A 22,901-nucleotide genomic window follows, 5' to 3' on the forward strand; every position below is an offset into this window, starting at 1 on the left:
GCGTCCGGTACGCGCGGCCGGCCGGGCCCGGGAACGCCGGGTGCCGCCCCGTGGACTCAGCCCCCGGCCTTGGCGAACTCCGCGAGGAAGGTCTCGCAGAACGCCTTCAGGTCGTCCGGCTTGCGGCTGGTGACCAGGGTGTTGCCGCCGTGGTCGCAGACCTTCACCTGTTCGTCCACCCAGGTGGCGCCCGCGTTGCGGAGGTCGGTCCGCAGGCTCGGCCACGAGGTCACGACCCGGCCGCGCACGACGTCCGCCTCCACGAGCGTCCACGGGGCGTGGCAGATGGCGGCCACCGGCCGGCCCTGCTCGAAGAAGTCCCTGACGAACGCCACGGCCTTCTCGTCCATCCGCAGGAAGTCCGGGTTGGCCACGCCTCCCGGCAGGACCAGCCCGCCGAACGAGTCGGCGGACGTGTCGCCCACCACCTCGTCCACCGGGAACGTGTCCGCCTTGTCGAGGTGGTCGAAGGCCTGGATCTCACCGGACTGCGTGGAGACGAGCACGGGCTCGTGGCCCGCGTCCTTCGCCGCCTGCCACGGCTCGGTCAGCTCGACCTGCTCCACACCCTCGGGTGCGGTCAGAAATGCGATGCGCATGGGGTTCGGATTCCTTTCCTGGCGCGCCGCGGGTGTCACCGCCCGGCGCGCGTGTCTCGTTCGGCCACGGGGCCGCTCCGACGGCTCCGTGGGCTCCTCGGGGCGTCGTGTCAGGCACCGCCCCCGGGGTCCGGCCGCGCGCGGCTGATGTCGGCGAGCGCGGAGCCGGGATCCTGGGCCTCGGCCAGGTCGCCGAGGCTCACCACCCCCACCGGCAGCCCGTCCTCCACGACCGGCAGCCGGCGCACGGCGTGCTCACGCATCAGCGTGACCGCGTCCGCCACCGGGTCACCGGGGGAGACCGTCAGCGGATCGGGGGTGCAGACCGTGCGGACGCTCACCGCCATGGGGTCGATGCCGTCCGCCACGGCCCGCACCGTGATGTCCCGGTCGGTCAGCACGCCCACGACGTCCTGGCCGTCCGCGACCACCACATCACCGATGTTCTGCGTCCGCATCAGCTGCGCCGCCTCGACGAGGGAGGAGTCCGGGCGGACGGCGACCACGCCCGCGGTCATGACGTCCCTCACGTACTCGGCCATCACGGCCCGCCCTTCCGGCGCCTACGCGCCCTGTGGCCCGGCGTTCCCCGGCCCGCCGCTCTCGGTCAGGGCGACGGCCAGTTCCTGCACGTTGTCGTAGCGCGCCTTCTGCGGCAGCCGTTCCAGTCCCTCGACGAGGGCGTCGGGCGCGTTGCCGTGGCGCAGGGCGCGGCTCAGCTCGCGGGGACCCGCGGGGAAGGTGCCCCGGGTCAGGTTCCGGGCCAGTTCCAGCCGGAGCGACTCCAGGTACGTCGGCCCGCGGCCCGGGGTCACCGGTCCGTACGTGACCTCCGGATCGTCGTCCGCGATCGGTTCCGGGTCGTTCCACTCCTCGCTGCGGGTGGGGTGCCCGGACCTGAGCAGGCCCTGCAGTTCGTGCTTCATCTCGTCGTCGCGGTGGACGCTCATCCGGTCGCTGCCTCGCTGCATGTCTCCCTCCACATCCTCAGGGGGTGCGGACCGCGTACCCGGCCACCGGCGGCCGACACGGATTCACCCGGACGGGTCTGGTCCGATGTGTCCGGACACGCTGCGTGCGGCCGCGCGCACCGTGGGCCGGACCGGCGGGCGCGCGCCACCACCCCCCGCGCCCGTCCCTTTCGGGAAGGAGGGGTCACGGCGGCGCTGCTCGCTGTGCTCACCCCGGTCCTCGTGCTCGGCGTGGCGTCGGCCCTGGACGGGTACGAGGATCCGCTGCTGCCGGACGCCCCGCCGCCGTCCGGCGACCCCGGCCCGGCCACCGCGACGGAGCCCCCCGGCGCGATGGGCGCCGGCCCGCCGTCCGGCGGCGGGCACCTCGCACGACACCGGCCGACGGACCGGTGTCGTGCGAGGTGTTTGACGCGCGGGCGCGGGGGCAGGCGCAGTTCCAGTGCTTCGGACAGGAGGCACGTCCGTGGGAGCGGCGCGACGCCGCCACGGTTACGTCCGTCCGGCCCCCGGACGCCCTCCCGCGGTGACCGCCCGAACCCGGGCCGTGTCGCCGTACCGCCGGCGTCCGCCCGCGCCCCGGAGAGCTCCGCGAGCACCGGCGCCGGCCGGGCACCCCGCCCGGCGGGACGACAGGACCCCGCACTCCGAGGGAGTTGCGACGCACCATGCCGACCCAAGCCGCCGCGAAGCACCCGCACGACGACGCCCCCGACACCGCGGACGCCTTCCGCCGCCTCGCCACCCTTCCCGAAGGCCCGGAGCGCGACGCGGTCCGGGACCGGATCGTCGAGGCCTGGCTGCCCATGGCCGAACGGCTCGCGGGACGCTTCCGCGGCCGCGGCGAGAGCCACGAGGACCTGCGCCAGGTCGCGGCCCTCGGTCTCGTCAAGGCCGTCGACCGGTACGACCCCGCCCGCGGAAGCGCCTTCGAGAGCTACGCCGTGCCCACCGTCACCGGCGAGATCAAGCGCCACTTCCGGGACCACATGTGGACCCTGCACGTGCCGCGCCGGGTCCAGGAACTCCGCAACCGCGTCCGCTCCGCCGGCCAGGACCTGGCCCGGACCACCCCCGGCCGCAGGCCCACCGTCGCCGAGATCGCCGAACGCGCCGACCTGAGCGAGGAGGACGTCCGGGCGGGCATGGAGGCCCTGGAGAGCTTCACGGCCCTGTCCCTGGACGCCGAGGTCGCCGGCAGGGGCGACGGCTGCTCGCTCGTCGACGGCCTCGGCGCCCCCGACCCGGCCCTCGACACCGTCGTCGACCGCGAGGCCGTCAAGGAACGGCTGGCCGCCCTGCCCGAGCGGGAGCGCGCCATCCTCTACATGCGGTTCTTCGACGACATGACCCAGAGCCGCATCGCCGAACAGCTCGGCATCTCCCAGATGCACGTCTCCCGGCTGATCAGCCGGTGCTGCGACCGCGTGCGGGAGCAGGTGCTGCGGGATCCGGCGGCCTGACCCGGAGGAGGGGCGACCGGTCCGGAACCCGCCCCTCACCCGCACGGGCGTCCCGGTCCCGCGAACGGCGCACGGCGGCGCGCGCCACCGGGCCGGGCGGGCTGTGATGGCCTGGGGCGCGAGTGCCGCGCCTCCGCAGCCGTCGCTCGAAGGAGCCCGAACCCATGCGCCGCACCACCCGTGTCCTGTCCGTCGCCGTACTGACCAGCGCCGCCCTGGGCGTCTTCGCCGGGTCCGGCTCGGCGGACCCGGGCGGTACCCCGAGGCCGGCCGGGGCCGGCGGACCCACCGCCGAGGTCAGCCCGGCCGACGCCGGCCCGGGGGGCACCGTCACCGTCTCGGTCACCTGCGACCCGGCCGGCGGCGCCGCGCCGGACGTCCTCGACGCGGTCTCGCCGGCCTTCGACGGGGGCACCGTCGCGCTCCTGAAGGCGGCGGGCGAGGACGACGGGACCTCCGGGACCGCCTATCGCGGTACCGCGCGCATAGCCCCCGCCGGGAAGCTGGAGGCCGACCCGGACGCGGCGGGCCCCGCCTCGCCGTGGACCGTCGACGGCACCTGCCCGGGGGCGTCCGGCGGTGAGGGCAGGCCGTGGAGCGCGGCGATGACGGTGTCCTCCCCGGCGAGCGGCAGCGCCGGACCCGGCCGGTCCGGGGGGAGCACCGCCCCGGAGCCCTCCTGCCGTCCGTCCGCCGCGCCTCGCGACGAACCCGCCGTGCCTCGCGAGGAACCCGCCGTGCCTCGCGAGGAACCCGCCGTGCCTCGCGAGGAACCCGCCGTCCCGCGCGACGAACCCGCCGTCCCGCGGGAGGAGCCCGTCGTCCCCGGCGGCGAGCCGACGGCACGTGACGAGACCGTGCCGTACACCGAGCCCACCGTCCCGGGCGACGAGGCGGCCCCGGACGAGGCGGCCCCGGACGAGGCGGCCCCGGGCGACGGGTCCCCTCCCGACGAGGAGCCCGTCCCGTACGACGCCACCCCCTACGACCGGCCCGCCCTCCCCGGCCGGGCCGCTCCCACCGGCCACTCCGCCGCGCACGGTGCGCCCTGCACGACCAAGCCGCCGTGCCCCGAGCCCACGGCGTGGGGCGCGTCCTGCGGCGGCGGGAAGGCGGAGCACGGGGTGCAGGCCGGTACGGGAGGGTCCTTCACCGGCTCCGTGCCCGCCCTGGCCGCCGGCGGCGTCCTGATCGCGGGCGCGTTCGGCGGGGCCGCGTACCGGCTGCGGCCGCGGCCGCGCGGGGAGACCCGGGACCACTGACCCGCCGGGCCAGAGGGTGATCGACGTAACGCGGACCGGAGCCATGGCCGGGCGGCCCGGTGGGTACCCGGTGGGTACCCGGTGCACGACCGGAGCACGAGGAGGGAAGCGGACGGGGCCCGGCGGCGACAGGACTCGGCACGACGGAGGCACCCATGCGGCGGACGGACCCCGAGGACGACGCCCCCGAACGCCGCGCGGCGCCCGGGGGCGGGAGTCCCGTCGGCCGCGTGCCCGGGGGCGACGGTCCCGAAGGCCACGGCGCCGTCCGCCAGGGCCCGCGTCTTCCCGGTGACGGGCTGCCCGTGCTGCCCGAGCTGTCCGCCGTCCTCGCCGCCTCCGCGGGCCGCGCCCACGAGGAGCCCGCCGGTGGTGCCCCGGCCCTGCTGGACGCCGCCTGCGGCTACTGGGACCGGCGCGGCCTGCCCACCGACCCCGGCCACGTGGCCGCCGCCCCCGGCGCCAACGCCCTGCTGCTCGCGCTGACCGCCGCGCTCGGCGGCGACGTCCTCGTACCGCGCCCCTGCTCCGCCTGGTGGGCACCGTACGCGCGGCTGCTGGGCAGGCCCGTCTTCCACGTCCCCACCCCCGCGGAGTCCGGCGGCGTCCCCGACCCGTACGCCCTCCTGGAGACCGTGCGCCGCGTCCGCGCCGAGGGCGGTGAGCCCCGTCTGCTCGTGCTGTCCGTCGCCGACGACCCCACCGGCACCGTCGCGCCGCCCGAGCTGCTGCACGAGACCGTCGAGGCCGCCGTCGACGAGGGACTGCACCTGGTCAGCGACGAGACCTGGCGCGACACCCTGCACGATCCGCACGCCACCGTGCTGCTCAGCCCCGCCGAGATGCTGCCCGACCACGTCACCGTCGTCACCGACCTGGCCGGCGCGCTGCTGCCGGCGGGCTGGCCGGCCGCGGTCGCCCGCTTCCCCGCGTCCGCCGCCGGGAACGGCCTGCACGCGCGCGTGCTCGACGTGCTCACCGCGCTCGGTGCCCGGGTCGCCGCGCCCCTCGCCGCCGCGGCCGGATACGCGCTCGGCGAACCCGAGCCGGTCACGGCCCGCCGGACGGCGGCCGTACGCCTGCACGCGCGCGTGGCCGCCGCCGTGCACGCCGTCGTCGTCGCCGCGGGCGCCACCGCCCGGCCCCCGCAGGCCGGACGCCACCTGTACGCCGACCTCGGCCCGCTGCGCGACGCGCTCGGCGCCCACGGCGTCGGCGACGCCCAGGAACTGGAGGACTTCCTCACCGTCCGGCTCGGCATGCCCGCCCCCGGCGGCCACCGCTTCGGCGACGACCTCCTCGCCCTGCGCGTCCGGCTGTCCACCGGCCCGCTGCTGGGGGACGCCGACGAGCGGCGAGCGGAATGCCTCACCTCGTCCGACCCGTTGGAACTGCCGCACGTGCACGCCGCGTTGACCGGTCTGGCGTCGGTCTTCGGCGGTCTTCGCGACGCTCGGCGATGGGAGACTCCCCGATGACGCAGCAGCCCCGGCCGACCGCGCGCACGACCACATCCGTCCAGGACCAGGACACCGGCGCGCCGCCGGCCGCGGCCGCCCCGTACCCGCCGCTCGCCGAGCCCCGGCCGCTGGCCGAACGACGGGTGTGGCCGCGGACCTTCCACGACCGGCTGACCGCACCCCTGCCCGGTCTCAAGGCCTTCGCCAGATTCGCCCGCGAGGGCGCGGTGAGACCCGGCCCGGAGGGCCTCGCCGACATCCCGAGGCTGCCCTACGCCCCCGGCCCGCTGCCCCGCGTGGACGCCCGCACCGTCGCCGTCACCTGGGCGGGACACGCCAGCTGGGTGGTGGGCATCGGCGGGCTCACCGTGCTGACCGATCCGGTCTGGTCCCGCCGCATCCTCGGCACCCCGGCCCGCGTCACCCCCGTCGGCGTCGCCTGGAACGACCTGCCGCGGGTCGACGCGGTCGTCATCAGCCACAACCACTACGACCACCTGGACGCCCCGACGCTGCGCCGCCTCCCGCGCGACACCCCGGTGTTCGTCCCGGCCGGGCTCGGCCGCTGGTTCCACCGGCGCCGGTTCACCCGCGTCACCGAGCTGGACTGGTGGGAGGGGGCCCTGCTGGACGGGGTCCGCTTCGACTTCGTACCGGCCCACCACTGGTCCAAGCGCAGCCTCACCGACACCTGCCGCACCCTGTGGGGCGGCTGGGTCCTCACCGGCCCCGACGGCCGGAGCGTGTACTTCGCCGGCGACACCGGGTACGGCCACTGGTTCTCCCGCATCGGCCGCCGCCACCCCGGCATCGACCTCGCGCTGCTCCCCATCGGCGCCTACGACCCGCGCTGGTGGCTCAGCGACGTGCACTGCGACCCGGAGGAGGCGGTCCGGGCCGCCCAGGACCTCGGCGCCCGGCGGATGGCGCCGATGCACTGGGGCACCTTCGTGCTGTCGGCCGAACCGGTCATGGAACCGCTCACCCGCGTACGCGCCGCGTGGCAGCGGGCGGGCCTGCCCCGGGAGGACCTGTGGGACCTGCCCGTCGGCGGCTCCCGCGTGCTGGACGACGAGTGACTCCCGCGGTGCCGGACGGCGCGAACGGCCTTGTCCCGCGTTCCGCCGCTACGCCTTCGCCGGCCCCCGCAGCCGGCGCCACGCGCTCGGTGCCGCGCTCACCAGTACCGTGAGCGCGACCGCCGCGGCCACCCCCTCCCACGGCTCGCTGAACAGCGAGCCGCCCAGGATGCCGATCAGCTGGTACGTCACCGCCCAGGCCACGCAGGCCGGCAGGTTGCCCCGGGCGAAGCGGCGCGAGGGCCACTCGGCCAGCAGGCAGGCCAGCATCACCGGTATCCGGCCGGCCGGCACCAGCCGGGACAGCACGAGCACCGCGACGTCGTGCTCGGCGAGCTTCTCCTGCGCCTGCTCCAGCCGGTCCTCGGGCGCCCGGGACCGGATCACCTCCAGCCAGCGCGAGCCGTTCTTCGAACCGACCCCGCGCCGCCCCAGCCAGTACAGCGCCATGTCCCCGCAGAACGCGGCCAGCGACGCCGTCGCGAACACCGTCAGCAGCGAGAACGGCAGCGTCTGGTGCATCGCCACCACCGCCGCCGAACTCACCAGCACGCCCGTCGGCACCACCGGCACCAGCGCCCCGATCAGCACCAGCAGGAACAGCGACGGATAGCCCAGCGCCTGCTGGGCCGGTCCGGTCGGAATGCTTGTCACGGCGGCGCCCAGCCAGGTCACCTCGCGACCCCCACCCGCACGCTCTCGCCGTGCCCCAGCCGGTGCACCGCCACGCCCGGCGCGCGCAGTGCCGACAGGCGCACGAACTCGTGGCCCGGCGTGTGGAACTCGTGGGGGCGCACGGCGTCCATCCCGATCGGCCAGTACGTGCCGTAGTGCACCGGCACCGCCGCGGACGGCGCCAGCCGGGCCAGCGCCTCGGCCGCCCGCCCCGCGTCCAGGTGGTCGGGCCCCAGGTACGGTCCCCAGCCGCCGACCGGCAGCAGCGCCGCGTCGATGGGCCCGACCTCCTTCTCCATCCCGTCGAACAGCCCGGTGTCCCCGGCGAAGTACGTACGGCCCTCGCCCTCGATCACATAACCGAGCGCGGGGGAGCGGTGCGGGCCGAACGGCAGCCGCCGCCCGTCGTGCCGCGCGGGCACCACGCGTATGCGCAGGTCACCGACCGACGCCTCGTCGCCCGGCGCGACCTCGGTCAGCTTCAGGTGCCCGAGCCGGCGCAGTCCCGGCACCGCCCGCGGCGCGCCCCGGGGCACGAGCAGGCGCGTGCCCGGCGCGAGCCGCGCGAGCGAGGGCACGTGCAGATGATCGGCGTGCAGGTGGGACACCAGCGTCACGTCCGCGCGCCGGGCGTCCGGCGGCGGCACCGGCCCCCGCCTGCGGCGCAGATGGGCGAGCCTGCGGACGAACAGCGGGTCGGTGAGCACACGGATGTCCGAGTCCTCGACCGTGCAGGTGGCGTGACCCCACCACGTGAGCTCCACCGGCACCCCTTTGCCTCCTTCGCGCGACTCCCCGAAGCCTACGTCCAGGAGTAGGGTCGGCGGCGAAAACGGGAGGTGAGGGGGACACCATGGGGCCGCTACGGGTGACGGCGATCGCGAGTCTGACGCCGCTGGAACGGCTGGACGACGATCCGTTCCTCGTCGACTCCCGCAGCCAGCACGCCATGTGCGCGCGCTGGGCCGCCGAGCAGGGCTACGTCGTCACCCGGGAGCTGCTGGTCAGCGGGCTTCGACCCGACCACGACGCCCTGTGGGACGGCGTGCGTCCTGGTCAGGACCTGTTCGTGGCGCCCAGCCACCGGGTGCTGGAGAGCGCGCTGGCGTCCGTGGAGGAGTTCACCGCGGAGTGCGCGCGGCGCGGGGTGCGGGTGGAGACCGTCGGGCGCGAGGAGCCGTCGTACGACGCCCGGATGAAGGCGTGCGTGCACCGCAGACTGTCGATGCCGACGGCGGGCTACGACGGTCGCTGACCGCCGGCCCACCGGGGGACCGGGCGTGTCCCGGGTGAACGGGACCAGGGGGGACAAACAGGCGTTCCGGAGTGTTGTGGCAGGGTGGGGAGGGCCCGCGCGGACGACGGGCCGGGACGTGAGGTGTGCGAAGCGTGGGCGGAGGGCGTTGGCGGCGGGGCGCCAGTCAGATCGGGCGGAGCGTCGCGGTGTGGGCCGTCTCCACGGTGACCATGCTGGTGCTCGCCGGGATCCTGCCGGACTTCCGGCTCCAGTCCCCCGACGGTGACAGCGCGACCGACATCGCCGTCACCGCCGCGTTCGGCGCGGGGGCGTTCGGCCTGCTGTCGGCGCTGGTGTGGCCGTTGCTGGTCCGGCTGCTGCTGCTGGTGCCGGCGCTGGTCCTCGGGCTGCTGGTCTTCTTCCTCAACGGCGCCCTGCTGCTCCTCGCGCTGGACGTGAACCCGGCCGCGCGCGGCGGCGTCGCCCCCGAGACCGCCGTGCTGGTGGCCGCCGTGATGTCCGCCGTGGCCTCGGCCACCGGCGGCGCCCTGGCCGTGCGCGACGACGACGCCTACCGGCGCCGGCTCTACCGGCTCGCCGACCGCCGCCGCAGGTCCGGCCCGCCCTGTCCGACCGGTCCCGGCACCGTCTTCCTGCAACTGGACGGCGTCGGCCACGACGTGCTGCTGGACGCGGTCGACGAGGGCCTGATGCCCACCGTCGCCCGCTGGCTCGGCCGCGACGGCTCCTCCGCGACCCACCGGCTCGCCCCGTGGCGCACCGACTGGTCCAGCCAGACCGGCGCCAGCCAGCTCGGCATCCTGCACGGCAGCAACCACGACGTCCCGGCGTTCCGCTGGTACGAGAAGGACAGCGGCGAGGTGGTCGTCTGCAACCGCCCCACCAGCGCCGCCGACCTCCAGCGGCGGGCCATCGAGCGCACCGGCGACGGCGGACTGCTCACCTTCGACGGCGCCAGCCGCGGCAACCTGTTCAGCGGCGGCGCCGACGAACAGGCCCTCGTGCTGTCCATAGCCACCCGCCGCCGGAGCCCGGAGAACCGCTCCCGGTCCGGCTACTTCGCCTACTTCTCCGACCCGGCCAACGCGGTCCGCACCGCCCTGTCCTTCGTCGCCGAGGTGTGCCGGGAGATCGGCCAGTCCACCCGCGCCCGCGTCCGCAAGGTCCGTCCGCGCGTCTCCCGCGGCGGCCTCTACCCCTTCGTCCGCGCCTTCGCGACCGTCGTCGAGCGCGACGTCGTCGTCGCCGCCGTCATGGGCGACATGCTCGCCGGACGCACCGCCGTCTACGCCGACCTGGTCGCCTACGACGAGGTCGCGCACCACTCCGGGCCGCGCGGCCGGGACGCCGCGAAGGTCCTCCAGCGGCTCGACCGGGCCCTCGCCCTGATCGAGAAGGTCGCCGAGCACGCACCCCGCCGGTACCGGATCGTCGTCCTGTCCGACCACGGCCAGAGCCCCGGCGAGACCTTCCGTTCCCGCTACGGCCTCTCCCTCGCCGACCTGGTGCGGGCCGGCTGCGGACTGCCCGTGCCGCGCCGGGCGCGGCGCACCCGCAGCGGCGCCGAGGCGCGCGCCGCCGTCCGGGCCGCCCTGCACCGGCCCGTCGAGGAGGGCGAGGAGCGGCGCCGGCCCGCCGACCGCCGCTCGGAGCCGGTCGTGCTGGCCTCCGGCAACCTCGGCCTCGTCTCCTTCCCGGACGTCCCGCACCGGATGAGCCGCGAGGAGATCGACGCCCGCCACCCGGCGCTGCTGCCCACCCTCGCCAACCACCCCGGCATCGGCTTCCTGCTGGTGCGCAGCGAGGAGCACGGCGGTGTGGTCCTCGGCGCGCGCGGCGCGGAGATCCCCCTGGACCGGCTCGACGAGGACCCCGGCCCGCTCGCGCCGTTCGGTCCCGGAGCCGCGGACGCCGTGCGCCGCACGCACTCCTTCCCGCACACCGCCGACATCATGGTCAACTCCTCCCACGACCCGGCCGACGGCGAGGTCCTCGCTTTCGAGGAGCAGATCGGCTCCCACGGCGGGCTCGGCGGCGCCCAGTCGCGGGCCTTCCTGCTGTCCCCCGTCGTCCTGTCCGCGCCGGCCGGCGACGGGACGGACATCGTCGGCGCCGAGCAGGTCCACCGGGTGCTGCGCCGCTGGCTGCGCGAGTCCAACGGCCCGCAGGTGCCCGTGGACGATTCCCGGCCCGCGGGCCGGGACGGCGCACCTTTTGCGGTCCCGGAGGGGCTCGCGCAGGACAAAACCGCCTGATTTGGCACCGTACGCGGGCATGCCGGACCATGGGCGAGGTCCCGGCGATCCCGGGCACCCGTTCCAAGGAAGGCGTTCCACCCCATGCACGTCACCGGGACCGTCCCCCCACCGGCTCCGGACCGGCGGGAGACCCCCGCGGCCCCCACCCCGGACCCCGGCACCGCCCGGCACGCCCGCCGCTTCGGGCTGCCCGTCGCCACCGCCCTGGTCATGGGCAACATCATCGGCGGCGGCATCTTCCTGCTCCCGGCCTCGGTCGCGTCCTTCGGCACGATCAGCCTGCTCGCCTTCGGCGTCCTGACCGTCGGCGCGATCGCCCTCGCCCTGGTCTTCGGCCGGCTCGCCGCCCGCGACCCCCGCACCGGCGGCCCCTACGTCTACGCCCGCGGGGCCTTCGGCGACTTCGCCGGCTTCCTCGCCGCCTGGGCGTACTGGATCACCACCTGGGTGTCCAACGCGGCGCTCGCCGTCGCCGCCGTCGGCTATCTCGACGTCCTGATCCCGGTGAACGACCACCGCTGGACCGCGTGCCTGGCCGCGCTCACCCTCCAGTGGCTGCCGGCGCTCGCCAACTTCGCCGGCACCCGCTACGTGGGCGCCGTCCAGCTGGTGTCCACGGTGCTGAAGTTCGCCCCGCTGCTGCTCGTCGCGGTCGGCGGACTGTTCTTCTTCGACCCGGACAACCTCGGCCCGTTCAACGCGACCGGCGGCAGCGGCATCGGCGCGGTCTCCGCCGCCGCCGCGATCCTGCTCTTCTCCTACCTCGGTGTGGAGTCCGCCGCGGTCAGCGCGGGCGAGGTCAAGGACCCGCGCCGCACGGTCGGCCGGGCCACGGTCATCGGCACCTGCGGCGCGGCCCTCGTCTACCTGCTCGGCACCCTCTCCGTCTTCGGCACCGTCGCCCACGACCGCCTGGTCGGCTCCTCCGCCCCCTTCTCCGACGCCGTGAACGCCATGTTCGGCGGCGCCTGGGGCGGCTGGGCCGTCGCGGCCGCCGCCCTGGTGTCGATGACCGGCTGCCTCAACGGCTGGACGCTGCTGAGCGCCCAGACCCCGTACGCCGCCGCGAAGGACGGTCTGTTCCCGGCCGTGTTCGCCCGCAAGCGGCGCGGTGTCCCCACGGTCGGCGTCGGCGTCACCGTCGTCCTCGCCTCCCTGCTCACCGTCTACAACTACACGTCCGGCTCGGCGAAGGTCTTCGAGGTCCTGGTCCTCGTCACGACCTTCACCGCGACCGTGCCCTACCTGCTGGCCACCGCCGCACAGCTCTTCCACCTGGTCTCCGGGCAGCGCGAGCGCGTGAACCGCGCCCGGCTGGTGCGCGACGCCGTGATCGCCTCCGTGGCGGCCGCGTTCTCCCTGTGGCTGGTCGCCGGCGCCGGCTACGCGGCCGTCTACCAGGGCGTGCTGTTCCTGTTCGCGGGCGTGCTGGTCTACGCGGTGATGGCGGCCCGGCGGCAGCGCACCCCGGAGGGGGACCGGTCTTCCGGGTGAGCCGGCCCGGAGTGTGATCGGATGGGGGCGAGGAACCCGGACACGGGCTCCCACCACCCCAGTACCGCAAGGGAATCCGGAAAGGAATCGTCGTGGCAACCACGCGCTCCGCACACACCGTCTGGGAAGGCAACCTGCTCGAGGGCAACGGTGTCGTCACCTTCGACTCGTCCGGCATCGGCGAGCAGCCGGTGTCGTGGCCGTCGCGCGCCGAGCAGGCGAACGGGAAGACCAGCCCGGAGGAGCTGATCGCCGCCGCCCACTCCAGCTGCTTCTCCATGGCGCTGTCGCACGGCCTGGCCGGCGCCGGCACCCCGCCCACCAAGCTGACCACCTCGGCCGACGTCACCTTCCAGCCGGGCGAGGGCATCAAGGGCATCCACCTCACCGTGGAGGGCACCGTCCCCGGCATCGACGACGACGCGTTCGCCGCCGCCGCCGAGGACGCCAAGAAGAACTGCCCGGTCAGCCAGGCCCTGGCGGGCACGACCATCACCCTGACGGCCAAGCTGGCCCAGTAGCGGGCTAGGAGCCCGCCCGCTCCCACCCCCGCCGGTCCGGGCGCGGCCCCAGTTGTCTGGGGTCGCGCGACCGGTACACCACGTACGGCCGGAACAGGTACTGCAGCGGGGCGCTGAACATGTGCACCAGGCGGGTGTACGGCACGAGGGCGATCAGCACCATCCCGATCACCGCGTGCACCTGGTACAGCACCGGCACGCCCTCCATCAGCCCGGTGTCGGGCCGGAGGGTGAACAGGCCGCGCGCCCAGGGCGCGATGGTGTGCCGGTAGTCGTAGCCCTTCCCGGAGCCGTGGGCCAGCTTGGCGACCATGCCGAGCACGATCGCGCCGAGCAGGAAGACGTACATGAACTTGTCGTTGGCCGTCGTCGCCCGGAACACGGGTGCGTTGGTGCGGCGACGGTAGACCAGCAGCACGATCCCGGCGACCGTCAGCACCCCGGCCGCCGTGCCGCCGTACAGGGAGAACAGGTGGTACGCGCGCTCGTCCACGCCGATCGCGTCCGTCCACGACTCCGGGACGAACAGCCCGATCAGATGGCCGACGAGCACGAACAGGATGCCGTAGTGGAACACGGGCGAGGCGAGGTTGAGCAGCCTCGACTCGTAGACCTGGGAGGAGCGGGTGGTCCAGCCGAACCGGTCGTAGCGGTGCCGCCAGACCAGGCCGGCGACGAGCAGGGCGAAGGCGGCGTAGGGCAGGACGGCCCAGAGGAAGACGGTCATCGGCGTGCTCCGGTCGGTGCGGGCGGCAGGGTGGCGCACACGGCGTCCAGGACACACGCGTACGGCGTGCCGGCGGCGGTGAGCCGGGAGCGGAGCTCGCCGAGGGCGTCGCGGTGCTCGACCAGCAGGCCCGTGTCGCCGGTGCGCGACGTGAACTCCAGGACCGCCGGGAGGAAGTCGGGCAGCTCCTCGCCGGTGAACTCCAGGCCGTGGGAGCGGTACAGCTCCTTGAAGCGGACCAGCGACATGCCGCGGTTGCGGGTGTCGCCGTCGGTCCACCAGCTCAGGTACAGGCTGTGCCGGTTCCTGAAGTCGAAGACCTCCACGTAGTGCGCCTGCAGTTCGCCCTGCGGGGTGACCGCCGCGTGGTCGGTGAACCCCCGCAGCTGCGGCGCGGCCTGGCGCAGCAGGGGCAGCCGGGCGCGGAAGTCGTCGTCGGGGTAGGTCAGGCAGAGCGCCGCCGCCTGGTACAGGACCTCGAAACCGGGCATCACACCTCCCTCTCGTCGTCCGCGGTCTGCCGCCGGCGCAGGATGTGGAAGTTCTCCACCGGCACCAGCGGCAGCCGCCTGCGCCCCGAGTCCCGGCCGAAGGGGCCGTCGCCGCCCATGCCGGGGCCGCCGTCGGTGTCCAGGCTGCACGTGTCCGGCAGCGCGGACTCCTCCAGCCGCCGCGCGTCCCCCAGGGCGGCCGTGGGGATGACGTACCGCTCCTCGTACTTGGCGATCGCCAGCAGCCGGTACATGTCCTCGATCGCCGACGGCGTCATGCCGGCGGCGGCCGCGACCGACGGGTCGGTCTCCTCGCCGAGGTTGACCGCCCGCATGTGGGAGCGCATCGCGGCCAGCTTCTCCAGGGACGCCCGCACCGGGGCGACGTCGCCCGCGGTGAACAGCTCCGCCAGGTACTCCAGCGGAATGCGCAGCGTGTCGATCGCGCCGAACAGGTTGTCCGCGTCCTCGCCGTCGTGCCCGGTCCCGGTGAGCGCGTCCACCACCGGCGACAGCGGCGGGATGTACCAGACCATCGGCAGGGTGCGGTACTCGGGATGCAGCGGCAGCGCCACCCGGTACCTGCTGACCAGCGCGTACACGGGGGAGCGCCGGGCCGCCTCCAGCCAGTCGTACGGGATCCCCGCGGCCTCGGCCGCCCTGCGCACCCCGGGGTCCTCCGGGTCGAGGAGGACACCGAGCTGGGCCTCGTACAGGTCCCGTTCCTCCGGCGTGGACGCCGCCTCGGTCACCTTGTCGGCGTCGTACAGCACGACCCCCAGGTACCGCAGCCGGCCCACGCAGGTCTCCGAGCAGACCGTCGGCAGGCCCGCCTCGATGCGCGGGTAGCACAGCGTGCACTTCTCGGCCTTGCCGGTGCGGTGGTTGAAGTACACCTTCTTGTACGGGCACCCCGTCACGCACATCCGCCAGCCCCGGCAGCGGTCCTGGTCGACCAGGACGACGCCGTCCTCGGACCGCTTGTACATCGCCCCGGACGGGCAGGACGCCACGCACGACGGGTTGAGGCAGTGCTCGCAGATGCGCGGCAGGTAGAACATGAAGGTCTGCTCGTAGGCGAACCGCACCTTGTCCGAGGCCTCCCGGCGGGTGCGCTCCACCATCGGGTCCAGGTCGCCGTAGGCGGGGGCACCGCCCAGGTCGTCGTCCCAGTTCGAGGACCAGGCGATCTTCATCGGCTTGCCGTCGAGCTGCGAGACGGGCCGCGCCACCGGGTAGTCGTCGCCGAGCGGGGCGTCGGTGAGGTTCTTGTAGTCGTACGTCCAGGGCTCGTAGTAGTCCTTGATCTCCGGGAGCCTCGGGTTGGAGAAGATCCCGGCGAGCTTCCTCAGCCGGCCGCCCGCCCTCGGCCTCAGCGCGCCGCGCCGGTTCAGTTCCCAGCCGCCCCGCCACTTCTCCTGGTCCTCGTAGCGGCGGGGGTAGCCCTGTCCGGGGCGGGTCTCGACGTTGTTGAACCAGACGTACTCCATGCCGCGCCGGTTGGTCCACGCCTGTTTGCAGGTGACCGAGCAGGTGTGGCAGCCGATGCACTTGTCGAGGTTCATGACCATCGCGATCTGGGCCATCGGGCGCATCAGTACTCGACCTCCTGGGCGCGGCGGCGGATCACCGTCACCTCGTCGCGCTGGTTGCCCGTCGGCCCCAGGTAGTTGAACGCCCAGGACAACTGGGCGTAGCCGCCGATGAGGTGGGTGGGCTTGAGGAGCAGACGGGTGAGCGAGTTGTGGATGCCGCCGCGCCTGCCGGTCGTCTCGGTGAGCGGCACGTTGACGGTGCGTTCCTGCGCGTGGTGCATGTAGACCGTGCCGGGCGGCATGCGGTGCGAGACGATCGCGCGGGCCACGACCACGCCGTTGCGGTTGACCGCCTCGATCCAGTCGTCGTCGCACACCCCGATCGCGTCCGCGTCCTCGGGCGCCATCCAGATGGTCTGCCCGCCCCGGGACAGCGCCAGCATGAACAGGTTGTCCTGGTACTCGGAGTGGATGGACCACTTGTTGTGCGGGGTGAGGTAGCGCACGGTCACCTCGCGGTGGCCGTCCGGACCGAGCCGCGGTTCGCCGAACAGCCGGCTCATGTCCAGCGGCGGCCGGTACACCGGCAGCGCCTCGCCCAGTTCGTGCATCCAGTCGTGGTCGAGGAAGAACTGCTGGCGTCCGGTGAGGGTGTGCCAGGGCTTGAGGTGCTCGGTGTTCAGGGTGAACGCCGTGTACCGCCGCCCGCCGGCCTCGCTGCCCGACCACTCCGGCGAGGTGATCACCGGCACGGGCGCCGCCTGCGTGTCCGCGTAGGTGATCCGCCTGCCCTCGTGCTCGGCGGCCAGGTGGGCCATCTCCTGCCCGGTCCTCTCCTCCAGGGTGCGGAAGCCCTGGACCGCCAGGCGTCCGTTGGTCGTGCCGGACAGGGCCAGGACGGTGTTCGCGGCCTTCACCGCCGTGTCCAGCGCCGGACGCCCGTCGGCCGGGCCGCCGCGCACCGCGCCGTTCAGCCGCCGCAGCCGCTCGACCTCCTCGTCCGGCCTCAGGGTGATGCCCTTGGCCGGCAGTCCCTGGGCCTCCACCAGCGGCCCCAGCGCCGCGAACCTGGCGCCGATCGCCGTGTAGTCCCGCTCCACGACGGTCAGGTCCGGCAGGGTCCTGCCCGGCACCGGGTCGCACTCGCCGCGCTTCCAGTCCCGTACGACCCCGCCCGGCTGGGCGATCTCGCCCGGGGTGTCGTGCTGGAGCGGCGCCGCCACCAGGTCCCTGCGGACGCCGAGGTGGCCGACGGCCAGTTCGCTCAGCTTCTCGGCCAGCGCCTTGAACGTGTCGAAGTCGGTGCGCGCCTGCCACGGCGGGTCCACGGCGGGCGAGAAGGCGTGCACGTAGGGGTGCATGTCGGTGCTGGACAGGTCGTGCTTCTCGTACCAGGTCGCGGCCGGCAGCACCACGTCGGACAGCAGCGTGGAGGAGGTGTGCCGGAAGTCCAGCGACAGCAGCAGGTCGAGCTTCCCCTCGGGCGCCTCCTCGTGCCACACCACGTCCCGGGGCCGCTCGTCCGGCGCCGCCTGCTCGGCGCGCAGCGACGAGTGGGTGCCCAGCAGGTGCTTGGTGAAGTACTCGGCGCCCTTCGCCGACGAGCCCAGCAGGTTGGCCCGCCACAGGGTGACGATCCGCGGCCAGTTCTCCGGCGCGTCCGGGTCCTCGCAGGCGAACTTCAGGGTGCCCGCCCGCAGTTCGGCCACCGCGTTCGCCACCGGGTCGCCGAAGGCCTCGCCCAGCTCCAGCGGATTGCGGTCGAAGGTCGGGTACGACGGCATCCACCCCGTGCGCGCCGACAGCGCCAGGCAGTCCGCCGCCGTCATCCCCGCGAGCCGCCCCTCACCCAGCGGTGAGGCCAGGACGTCCGCGCCGAACCGGTCGTAGCGGAACTGGTCGGTGTTCAGGTACCAGTACGCCGTGCCGATCATCTGGCGCGGCGGACGCGACCAGTCCGACGCGGCGGCCAGCGCCGCCCAGCCGGTGACCGGGCGGCACTTCTCCTGGCCGACGTAGTGCGCCCAGCCGCCGCCGTTGCGGCCCTGGCAGCCGGTGAGCTGGAGCAGCGCGAGGAAGGCCCGGTAGATCGTCTCCGAGTGGAACCAGTGGTTGGTGCCCGCGCCCATCAGGATCATGCAGCGGCCCTTGGACCGCTCGGCGGTCCGCGCGAACTCGCGGGCGATCCGCACGCAGGCCGCCGCCGGTACCGAGGTGTGCGTCTGCTGCCAGGCGGGGGTGCCGGGCGCGTCCGCGTCCTCGTACGACGCCGGCCAGTCGCCCGGCAGTCCGTCACGGGCCACGCCGTACCGCGCCAGCAGCAGGTCGAACACGGTGGTCACCAGCGGCCCGCCCGCCCCGCCCAGCCGGGTCGCCGGCACGCCCCGCCGGACCACGCCGCCGCGGCCCCGGCCGTGTGCGCCGCCGTCGGTGTCGAAGCGGGGGAGCAGCACCTCGACGCCCGCCCGCGCCTCGTGGCCGTGCAGGCTGAGCCGGGGGCGTACGTCACCGAGGTCCAGGTTCCACCTCCCCCGGTCGGCCTCGTTCCAGCGGAAGCCCAGCGAGCCGTTCGGCACCACGGCGCGGCCCGTCGCCTCGTCCAGCACGACCGTCTTCCAGTCCGCGTCCGGGCCCCGCCGCCCCAGGTCGGCGGCGCGCAGGAACTTCCCCGGCACGTACGCGCCGTCCCGCTCGGTCAGCGTCACCAGGAACGGCAGGTCGGTGAAGCGCCGCACGTAGTCGTCGAAGAAGGGCGTGACCCGGTCGACGAAGAACTCCTTGAGGACCACGTGCCCCATCGCCAGCGCCAGCGCCGCGTCCGTGCCCGGGTGCGGGTGCAGCCACTGGTCGGCGAACTTGGCGTTGTCGGCGTAGTCCGGCGCGACGACGACCACCTTCTGGCCCCGGTAGCGGGCCTCCGCCATCCAGTGCGCGTCCGGCGTGCGGGTCACCGGCACGTTCGTGCCCCACATGATCAGGTACGCCGCGTCCCACCAGTCGCCCGACTCCGGCACGTCCGTCTGGTCGCCGAAGACCTGCGGGGAGGCCACCGGCAGATCGGCGTACCAGTCGTAGAACGACAGCATCGGGGCGCCGATGAGGGAGTGGAAGCGGGCCCCGGCCGCGTGCGACACCATCGACATCGCCGGGATGGGGGAGAACCCGGCGATCCGGTCCGGCCCCTGGTGCCCGATGGTGTGGACGTGGGCCGCCGCGACCATCTCCACCGCGTCGTCCCAGCTCGCCCGGACCAGCCCGCCCTTGCCGCGCGCCCGCTGGTAGCGCCGCCGGCGCTCCGGGTCGCCCTGGATGTCGGCCCAGGCCAGCACCGGGTCCCCGAGCCGGGCCCGGGCCTCCCGGTACATGTCCAGCAGCACCCCGCGCACGTACGGGTGGCGCACCCGGGTCGGCGAGTACGTGTACCAGGAGAACGCGGCGCCCCGGGGGCAGCCGCGCGGTTCGTACTCGGGGCGGTCCGGGCCGACGGAGGGATAGTCCGTCGCCTGGGTCTCCCAGGTGATGATCCCGTCCTTGACGAACACATTCCAGCGGCAGGAGCCGGTGCAGTTCACGCCGTGCGTGGAGGTCACGACCTTGTCGTGGCTCCAGCGGTCCCGGTAGAACGCGTCCGACTCCCGCCCGCCGACCAGCCCGATGCTGTGCAGGTCGGGCGCCGCGGTGCCGGGCCGGAAGAACCGGCCCGCGCGCAGCAGCGCCGCGCCCGGCTCGGTGGGCGGTGTCCGCGTGTCGGTCACGTGCGCTCCCTTGCTCGCCTGGGTCCGAACCTAGGGGCGGGCGGGGGCGCCCACCCTTTCGCGGCACCCGTACGGGTCAGGGGGCGCGGGACCCGTGCGGGGCCGGGCGGGGCGTGCGGCGCGGTGACGGGGCGGAGCGCGCGGCGCCGGGACGGCTCAGGGCTTGCGCGCCACCCCCGCGTACACCGGCACGATGCCCTCCGCCTGGGCCGCCACGTCCTCCGGGTCCGACCGCCACCCGGTCACCGGGATGACGCCGGGGCCCAGCAGCTCCAGGCCGTCGAAGAACCGTGTGAACTCGGCGAGCGAGCGGGGGTGGAAGGGCGTGCCGCTGCGGGCGAACAGACCGGCGGCCCGGCCGACCGCCTCCGGGTTCAGGTCGGGCGTGACCTGGGAGAGGATCAGGTGGCTGCCGGGTGCGAGGGCGTCGACGTACCGCTTCAGCAGCCCGTGCGCGTCGTCGCCGTCGACCGCGTCGCCCAGATAGTGCGTGAGGGCCACCAGCGACAGGGCGACGGGCCGGCCGAGGTCCAGGCACTCGCCCGCCAGCCGCAGGATGGTGTCCGGGTCCCGGACGTCCGCGTGGACGTACTCGGTGGCACCCTCCGCCGAGCCGTGCAGCAGCGCCTCGGCGTGCCGGAGCACGATCGGGTCGTTGTCGGCGTACACCACCCGCGCCTCGGGCGCGACGGCCTGGGCCACCTGGTGCAGGTTCGGCTCGGTGGGGATGCCCGTGCCGATGTCGAGGAACTGGCGGATCCCGGCCTCGGCGACCGTACGGACCGCCCGCTGCATGAACCGGCGGTTGGCACGGGCCCCGCGCACCGCCGTGTCGTCCGCGGCGAGGATCTTGCGGGCCAGCTCCTCGTCCACGGGGTAGTTGTCCTTGCCGCCCAGCCACCAGTCGTAGACACGGGCCGGATGCGGCCGGCTGGTGTCGATGGGGGCGGACGCGGCGTCGGGTCCGGTCATGCGGTGTCTTCTCCTTCGGGGCGGTGCCGTTCGGGCGGCCGGGTCAGTGGTTCTGGCGGTACTCCCGCAGGATCTTCTCGGTGCGCTGGGTGGAGGCGGCGCGCGCCGTCATGTGGTCCAGGACCTCCAGGTGCGTGGAGACCTCCTCGCGCGAGTCCAGGTACAGCGCACCGGTCAGGTACTCGGTGAAGACCATGTCGGGCAGCTCCGGCTCGGCGAAGCGGAACAGGGTGAACGGCGCGTACGTCCCCGGGTGCGGGCCGGCGTCGAACTCGGCGACCTGCAGCGTCACCCGGTCCCGGGCGGCGAACTCCAGCAGCCGGTCGATCTGTTCGCGCATCACCCGGCCGTGGACGCTCACCGGTCGCCGCAGCACCGTCTCGTCCATGACCACCCACAGGTGCGGCGGGTCCGGCCGGTCCAGCAGCCGCTGCCGCTCCATGCGCAGGGACACGTGCCGCTCGACGGCCTCCCGTCCCGATGTCCCTATCGTCCCGGCGTCCAGGACAGCGCGCGCGTAGTCCTCGGTCTGGAGCAGGCCGGGTACGAAGTGCGGTTCGTAGGAGCGGACGATCCGTGCCGCGCCCTCCAGGCTCACGTACAGGCTGAACCAGTCCGGCAGCACGTCGGTGTAGCGCTGCCACCAGCCGGGCCGGTTGGCCTCCTCGGCCAGCGTGACGAACGCCGCGATCTCGTCCTGGGGGACGCCGAACTCCGTCAACAGGATCTGGACGTACGGTATTTTCAGGGCGACCTCGGCCGTCTCCATGCGCCGTACGGTCGCCGGCGCCACCCGGAGCACCCTGGCGGCCTCCTCGCGCTTGAGGCCCGCCGCCTCCCGCAGCTCCTGCAGCCGTCTGCCCAGCACCACCTGACCCACGGTGGGTGCCGCCCGCCGCTCACTCACGCCACGCCTCCCCAACGCGCCCAAGTCCGCCCGCAGTCTGTCATGTTCCCCTGTCAGTTCCACAAGGGGTGCGAGGGAGGGGAGGGGTCGATTACCCCCCGGGTAATCGACCCCTCCCCGCCCGGACGGGATCGTGGAGACACCGGGGGCCGGACCGGCGCACTCCGGCCCGGCCCCCGGCTCCCCGCAGCCTGTCCGATCCCGACGGAGGACGACTCACCATGTCCACGAACCAGCTCGCCGTACTCGCCCGCACCCTCGAGCCGCAGCTGATGCTCCGCCGCTTCCTGGCCCTGGACGCGGCCGTGACCGGCGCCAACGCGCTCGCCTACCTCACCCTGTCCGGGCCGCTGGGCCGCTTCCTGGGGGCCGGGCCCGGGCTGGTGGCCGGTCTCGGTGCGTTCCTGGCCGCGTACGCGGCGGCCGTGGGCCTGCTGGCCGCACGCCGGCACCCGCCGGCGCTCGCGGTGCGGGCCGTCGTGGAGGCCAACCTGGCCTGGGCGGCGCTGAGTTTCGCCGCCCTGGCCCTCTGGCTCACGCCCACCACGGCCGGCGCGGTGTGGGCCGTGCTCCAGGCGCTCGTCGTCACGGGCTTCGCGCTGCTGCAGCACGCCGCGCTGAGGCAGCGTCAGGAGAGGGACGTGTGAAGGTACTCGACCGTCGCCGGGTCGGCCGGGAGCAGCGTCTCGATGGCCAGCTCGGCGACCGTCACGTCCATCGGTGTGTTGAAGGTGGAGATGGACGAGATGAACGACAGCGTCCGGCCCCCGTGCTCGATGCGCAACGGCAGCGCGAAGTACGGCACCGGCTCGTCCGGCTCCTCGTCGTGGGCGTCGTCCGGCACCGGGTACGCCGCGACCTCCTCGTACAGCGCCCGCAGGGACCGCGAACGGTCCAGGGCGATCTGCCGCCGCATCTGTTCCAGCAGGTGACCGCGCCACTCGCGCAGGTTGCGGATGCGCGGCGCCAGGCCCTGCGGGTGCAGGGCCAGCCGCATCGCGTTCGGCCGGGGCGTGAGCAGGTGCCCGGGCAGGCCGTCCATCAGCATCGCGACGCCCCGGTTGGCCGCCAGCACGTCGTACGTCGCGTCGACCACCAGCGCGGGATAGGGCTCGTAGCCTTTGATCAGGCGTTCCATGCCCGCGCGCAGCGCGTCCAGCGCCGGGTCGTCCAGCGGGGTCTCCGGATAGTGCGGGGCGTAGCCCGCCGCCAGCAGCAGCGCGTTGCGCTCCCGCATGGGGACGTCGAGCCGCTCGGCGAGCCGCAGCACCATCTCCTCGCTCGGGCGGGAACGGCCCGTCTCGATGAAGCTGATGTGCCGGGCGGACGAGTCGGCGCGCAGCGCCAGCTCCAGCTGGCTGACCCGCCGCCTGACCCGCCAGGCCCGCAGCAGCGGACCCACGCCCCGGGCGGTGGGGGTGGTATCGGACACGAGTGCGGTCATACGCCGAACGGTAGTCGACCGCGGGCCCGC

General features: G+C 74.5%; 21 protein-coding genes. 9 read left to right on the plus strand and 12 right to left on the minus strand.

What is annotated here, in order from left to right; all coding sequences use genetic code 11:
* Positions 1-56: 56 nt before the first annotated feature.
* The 3 genes from ACZ4V6_RS21875 to ACZ4V6_RS21885 form a co-directional block, all read right to left on the minus strand.
* Positions 57-599 carry a type 1 glutamine amidotransferase domain-containing protein gene (locus ACZ4V6_RS21875; RefSeq protein ID WP_467829874.1) on the minus strand — a complete coding sequence of 181 codons (543 nt, stop codon included), beginning with the start codon at positions 597-599 and terminating at the stop codon, positions 57-59.
* A 110-nt stretch (positions 600-709) separates the two neighbouring features.
* The gene (locus ACZ4V6_RS21880) at positions 710-1,141 is read right to left on the minus strand and encodes a CBS domain-containing protein (RefSeq protein ID WP_467829877.1); all 432 of its coding nucleotides are present in this window, start codon (positions 1,139-1,141) and stop codon (positions 710-712) included.
* 21 nt (positions 1,142-1,162) lie between these two features.
* Complete coding sequence (locus ACZ4V6_RS21885) at positions 1,163-1,570, minus strand: DUF2795 domain-containing protein (protein WP_467829879.1); 408 nt, start codon at positions 1,568-1,570, stop codon at positions 1,163-1,165.
* A gap of 668 nt (positions 1,571-2,238) precedes the next feature.
* On the opposite strand from ACZ4V6_RS21885, the gene ACZ4V6_RS21890 reads away from it, so the two are divergent.
* The 4 genes from ACZ4V6_RS21890 to ACZ4V6_RS21905 all read left to right on the plus strand — a co-directional run bounded on the left by ACZ4V6_RS21890 (position 2,239) and on the right by ACZ4V6_RS21905 (position 6,834).
* On the plus strand, positions 2,239-3,033 hold the full coding sequence (locus ACZ4V6_RS21890; RefSeq protein WP_467829881.1) for an RNA polymerase sigma factor SigF: 795 nt from the start codon (positions 2,239-2,241) through the stop codon (positions 3,031-3,033).
* Positions 3,034-3,197: 164 nt separating this feature from the next.
* A complete protein-coding gene (locus ACZ4V6_RS21895; RefSeq protein ID WP_467829883.1) occupies positions 3,198-4,295 on the plus strand; it encodes a hypothetical protein in 1,098 nt (365 codons plus the stop codon).
* 155 nt (positions 4,296-4,450) lie between these two features.
* On the plus strand, positions 4,451-5,773 hold the full coding sequence (locus tag ACZ4V6_RS21900; RefSeq protein WP_467829885.1) for an aminotransferase class I/II-fold pyridoxal phosphate-dependent enzyme: 1,323 nt from the start codon (positions 4,451-4,453) through the stop codon (positions 5,771-5,773).
* On the plus strand, positions 5,770-6,834 hold the full coding sequence (locus ACZ4V6_RS21905; RefSeq protein ID WP_467829887.1) for an MBL fold metallo-hydrolase: 1,065 nt from the start codon (positions 5,770-5,772) through the stop codon (positions 6,832-6,834). The genes ACZ4V6_RS21900 and ACZ4V6_RS21905 overlap by 4 nt, the downstream gene beginning before the upstream one ends.
* 48 nt (positions 6,835-6,882) lie before the next feature.
* Here the strand turns inward: ACZ4V6_RS21905 and ACZ4V6_RS21910 are convergent, their stop codons facing one another.
* Together ACZ4V6_RS21910 and ACZ4V6_RS21915 are read right to left on the minus strand one after the other, a co-directional pair.
* Positions 6,883-7,509 carry a DedA family protein gene (locus tag ACZ4V6_RS21910; RefSeq protein WP_467829890.1) on the minus strand — a complete coding sequence of 209 codons (627 nt, stop codon included), beginning with the start codon at positions 7,507-7,509 and terminating at the stop codon, positions 6,883-6,885.
* On the minus strand, positions 7,506-8,279 hold the full coding sequence (locus ACZ4V6_RS21915; protein ID WP_467829893.1) for an MBL fold metallo-hydrolase: 774 nt from the start codon (positions 8,277-8,279) through the stop codon (positions 7,506-7,508). Before ACZ4V6_RS21915 ends, ACZ4V6_RS21910 begins: the two co-directional genes overlap by 4 nt.
* A gap of 83 nt (positions 8,280-8,362) precedes the next feature.
* Between ACZ4V6_RS21915 and ACZ4V6_RS21920 the strand changes: the two genes are divergently transcribed.
* The 4 genes from ACZ4V6_RS21920 to ACZ4V6_RS21935 all read left to right on the plus strand — a co-directional run bounded on the left by ACZ4V6_RS21920 (position 8,363) and on the right by ACZ4V6_RS21935 (position 13,040).
* Positions 8,363-8,764, plus strand: a complete 402-nt coding sequence (locus tag ACZ4V6_RS21920) for a hypothetical protein (RefSeq protein WP_467829896.1) — start codon at positions 8,363-8,365, stop codon at positions 8,762-8,764.
* Between the two features lie 125 nt (positions 8,765-8,889).
* Positions 8,890-11,022, plus strand: a complete 2,133-nt coding sequence (locus ACZ4V6_RS21925; protein ID WP_467829899.1) for a phage holin family protein — start codon at positions 8,890-8,892, stop codon at positions 11,020-11,022.
* Positions 11,023-11,106: 84 nt separating this feature from the next.
* On the plus strand, positions 11,107-12,519 hold the full coding sequence (locus tag ACZ4V6_RS21930; RefSeq protein ID WP_467829902.1) for an amino acid permease: 1,413 nt from the start codon (positions 11,107-11,109) through the stop codon (positions 12,517-12,519).
* 92 nt (positions 12,520-12,611) lie between these two features.
* Positions 12,612-13,040, plus strand: a complete 429-nt coding sequence (locus ACZ4V6_RS21935) for an OsmC family peroxiredoxin (RefSeq protein WP_467829905.1) — start codon at positions 12,612-12,614, stop codon at positions 13,038-13,040.
* 4 nt (positions 13,041-13,044) lie between these two features.
* Here ACZ4V6_RS21935 and narI read toward each other — a convergent pair whose 3' ends face one another.
* The 6 genes from narI to ACZ4V6_RS21965 form a co-directional block, all read right to left on the minus strand.
* A complete protein-coding gene (gene narI, locus ACZ4V6_RS21940) occupies positions 13,045-13,767 on the minus strand; it encodes a respiratory nitrate reductase subunit gamma (protein ID WP_467829907.1) in 723 nt (240 codons plus the stop codon).
* Positions 13,764-14,258 (minus strand): nitrate reductase molybdenum cofactor assembly chaperone, encoded by a 495-nt coding sequence (gene narJ, locus ACZ4V6_RS21945; RefSeq protein WP_467829911.1) that lies wholly within the window; start codon positions 14,256-14,258, stop codon positions 13,764-13,766. Before narJ ends, narI begins: the two co-directional genes overlap by 4 nt.
* A complete protein-coding gene (gene narH, locus ACZ4V6_RS21950) occupies positions 14,258-15,853 on the minus strand; it encodes a nitrate reductase subunit beta (RefSeq protein ID WP_467829913.1) in 1,596 nt (531 codons plus the stop codon). Before narH ends, narJ begins: the two co-directional genes overlap by 1 nt.
* Positions 15,853-19,548: a nitrate reductase subunit alpha gene (locus ACZ4V6_RS21955; RefSeq protein WP_467829916.1), complete on the minus strand. Its 3,696-nt coding sequence runs from the start codon at positions 19,546-19,548 to the stop codon at positions 15,853-15,855. Before ACZ4V6_RS21955 ends, narH begins: the two co-directional genes overlap by 1 nt.
* Positions 19,549-19,704: 156 nt before the next feature.
* Positions 19,705-20,520 (minus strand): SAM-dependent methyltransferase, encoded by an 816-nt coding sequence (locus tag ACZ4V6_RS21960; RefSeq protein ID WP_467829918.1) that lies wholly within the window; start codon positions 20,518-20,520, stop codon positions 19,705-19,707.
* A 43-nt stretch (positions 20,521-20,563) separates the two neighbouring features.
* A complete protein-coding gene (locus tag ACZ4V6_RS21965) occupies positions 20,564-21,427 on the minus strand; it encodes a helix-turn-helix domain-containing protein (RefSeq protein ID WP_467829921.1) in 864 nt (287 codons plus the stop codon).
* A gap of 221 nt (positions 21,428-21,648) precedes the next feature.
* On the opposite strand from ACZ4V6_RS21965, the gene ACZ4V6_RS21970 reads away from it, so the two are divergent.
* Positions 21,649-22,074 carry a hypothetical protein gene (locus ACZ4V6_RS21970; protein WP_467829922.1) on the plus strand — a complete coding sequence of 142 codons (426 nt, stop codon included), beginning with the start codon at positions 21,649-21,651 and terminating at the stop codon, positions 22,072-22,074.
* Here the strand turns inward: ACZ4V6_RS21970 and ACZ4V6_RS21975 are convergent.
* Entirely contained in the window at positions 22,056-22,871 is an 816-nt protein-coding gene (locus tag ACZ4V6_RS21975; protein ID WP_467829924.1) for a helix-turn-helix domain-containing protein, read from the minus strand. The genes ACZ4V6_RS21970 and ACZ4V6_RS21975 overlap by 19 nt on opposite strands.
* Between the last annotated feature and the right edge of the window lie 30 nt (positions 22,872-22,901).

It is taken from the genome of Streptomyces sp. NPDC029152 (genome assembly GCF_055564355.1).

What these genes read in the sequence shown, in the direction of transcription:
- ACZ4V6_RS21880 (WP_467829877.1), bottom strand. Translation starts at nt 1,141, where the DNA reads ATGGCCGAGTACGTGAGGGACGTCATGACCGCGGGCGTGGTCGCCGTC.
- ACZ4V6_RS21920 (WP_467829896.1), top strand. Translation starts at nt 8,363, where the DNA reads ATGGGGCCGCTACGGGTGACGGCGATCGCGAGTCTGACGCCGCTGGAA.
- ACZ4V6_RS21890 (WP_467829881.1), top strand. Translation starts at nt 2,239, where the DNA reads ATGCCGACCCAAGCCGCCGCGAAGCACCCGCACGACGACGCCCCCGAC.
- ACZ4V6_RS21885 (WP_467829879.1), bottom strand. Translation starts at nt 1,570, where the DNA reads ATGCAGCGAGGCAGCGACCGGATGAGCGTCCACCGCGACGACGAGATG.
- ACZ4V6_RS21975 (WP_467829924.1), bottom strand. Translation starts at nt 22,871, where the DNA reads ATGACCGCACTCGTGTCCGATACCACCCCCACCGCCCGGGGCGTGGGT.
- ACZ4V6_RS21900 (WP_467829885.1), top strand. Translation starts at nt 4,451, where the DNA reads ATGCGGCGGACGGACCCCGAGGACGACGCCCCCGAACGCCGCGCGGCG.
- narJ (WP_467829911.1), bottom strand. Translation starts at nt 14,258, where the DNA reads ATGCCCGGTTTCGAGGTCCTGTACCAGGCGGCGGCGCTCTGCCTGACC.
- ACZ4V6_RS21895 (WP_467829883.1), top strand. Translation starts at nt 3,198, where the DNA reads ATGCGCCGCACCACCCGTGTCCTGTCCGTCGCCGTACTGACCAGCGCC.
- ACZ4V6_RS21930 (WP_467829902.1), top strand. Translation starts at nt 11,107, where the DNA reads ATGCACGTCACCGGGACCGTCCCCCCACCGGCTCCGGACCGGCGGGAG.
- ACZ4V6_RS21960 (WP_467829918.1), bottom strand. Translation starts at nt 20,520, where the DNA reads ATGACCGGACCCGACGCCGCGTCCGCCCCCATCGACACCAGCCGGCCG.
- ACZ4V6_RS21905 (WP_467829887.1), top strand. Translation starts at nt 5,770, where the DNA reads ATGACGCAGCAGCCCCGGCCGACCGCGCGCACGACCACATCCGTCCAG.
- narH (WP_467829913.1), bottom strand. Translation starts at nt 15,853, where the DNA reads ATGCGCCCGATGGCCCAGATCGCGATGGTCATGAACCTCGACAAGTGC.
- narI (WP_467829907.1), bottom strand. Translation starts at nt 13,767, where the DNA reads ATGACCGTCTTCCTCTGGGCCGTCCTGCCCTACGCCGCCTTCGCCCTG.
- ACZ4V6_RS21875 (WP_467829874.1), bottom strand. Translation starts at nt 599, where the DNA reads ATGCGCATCGCATTTCTGACCGCACCCGAGGGTGTGGAGCAGGTCGAG.
- ACZ4V6_RS21970 (WP_467829922.1), top strand. Translation starts at nt 21,649, where the DNA reads ATGTCCACGAACCAGCTCGCCGTACTCGCCCGCACCCTCGAGCCGCAG.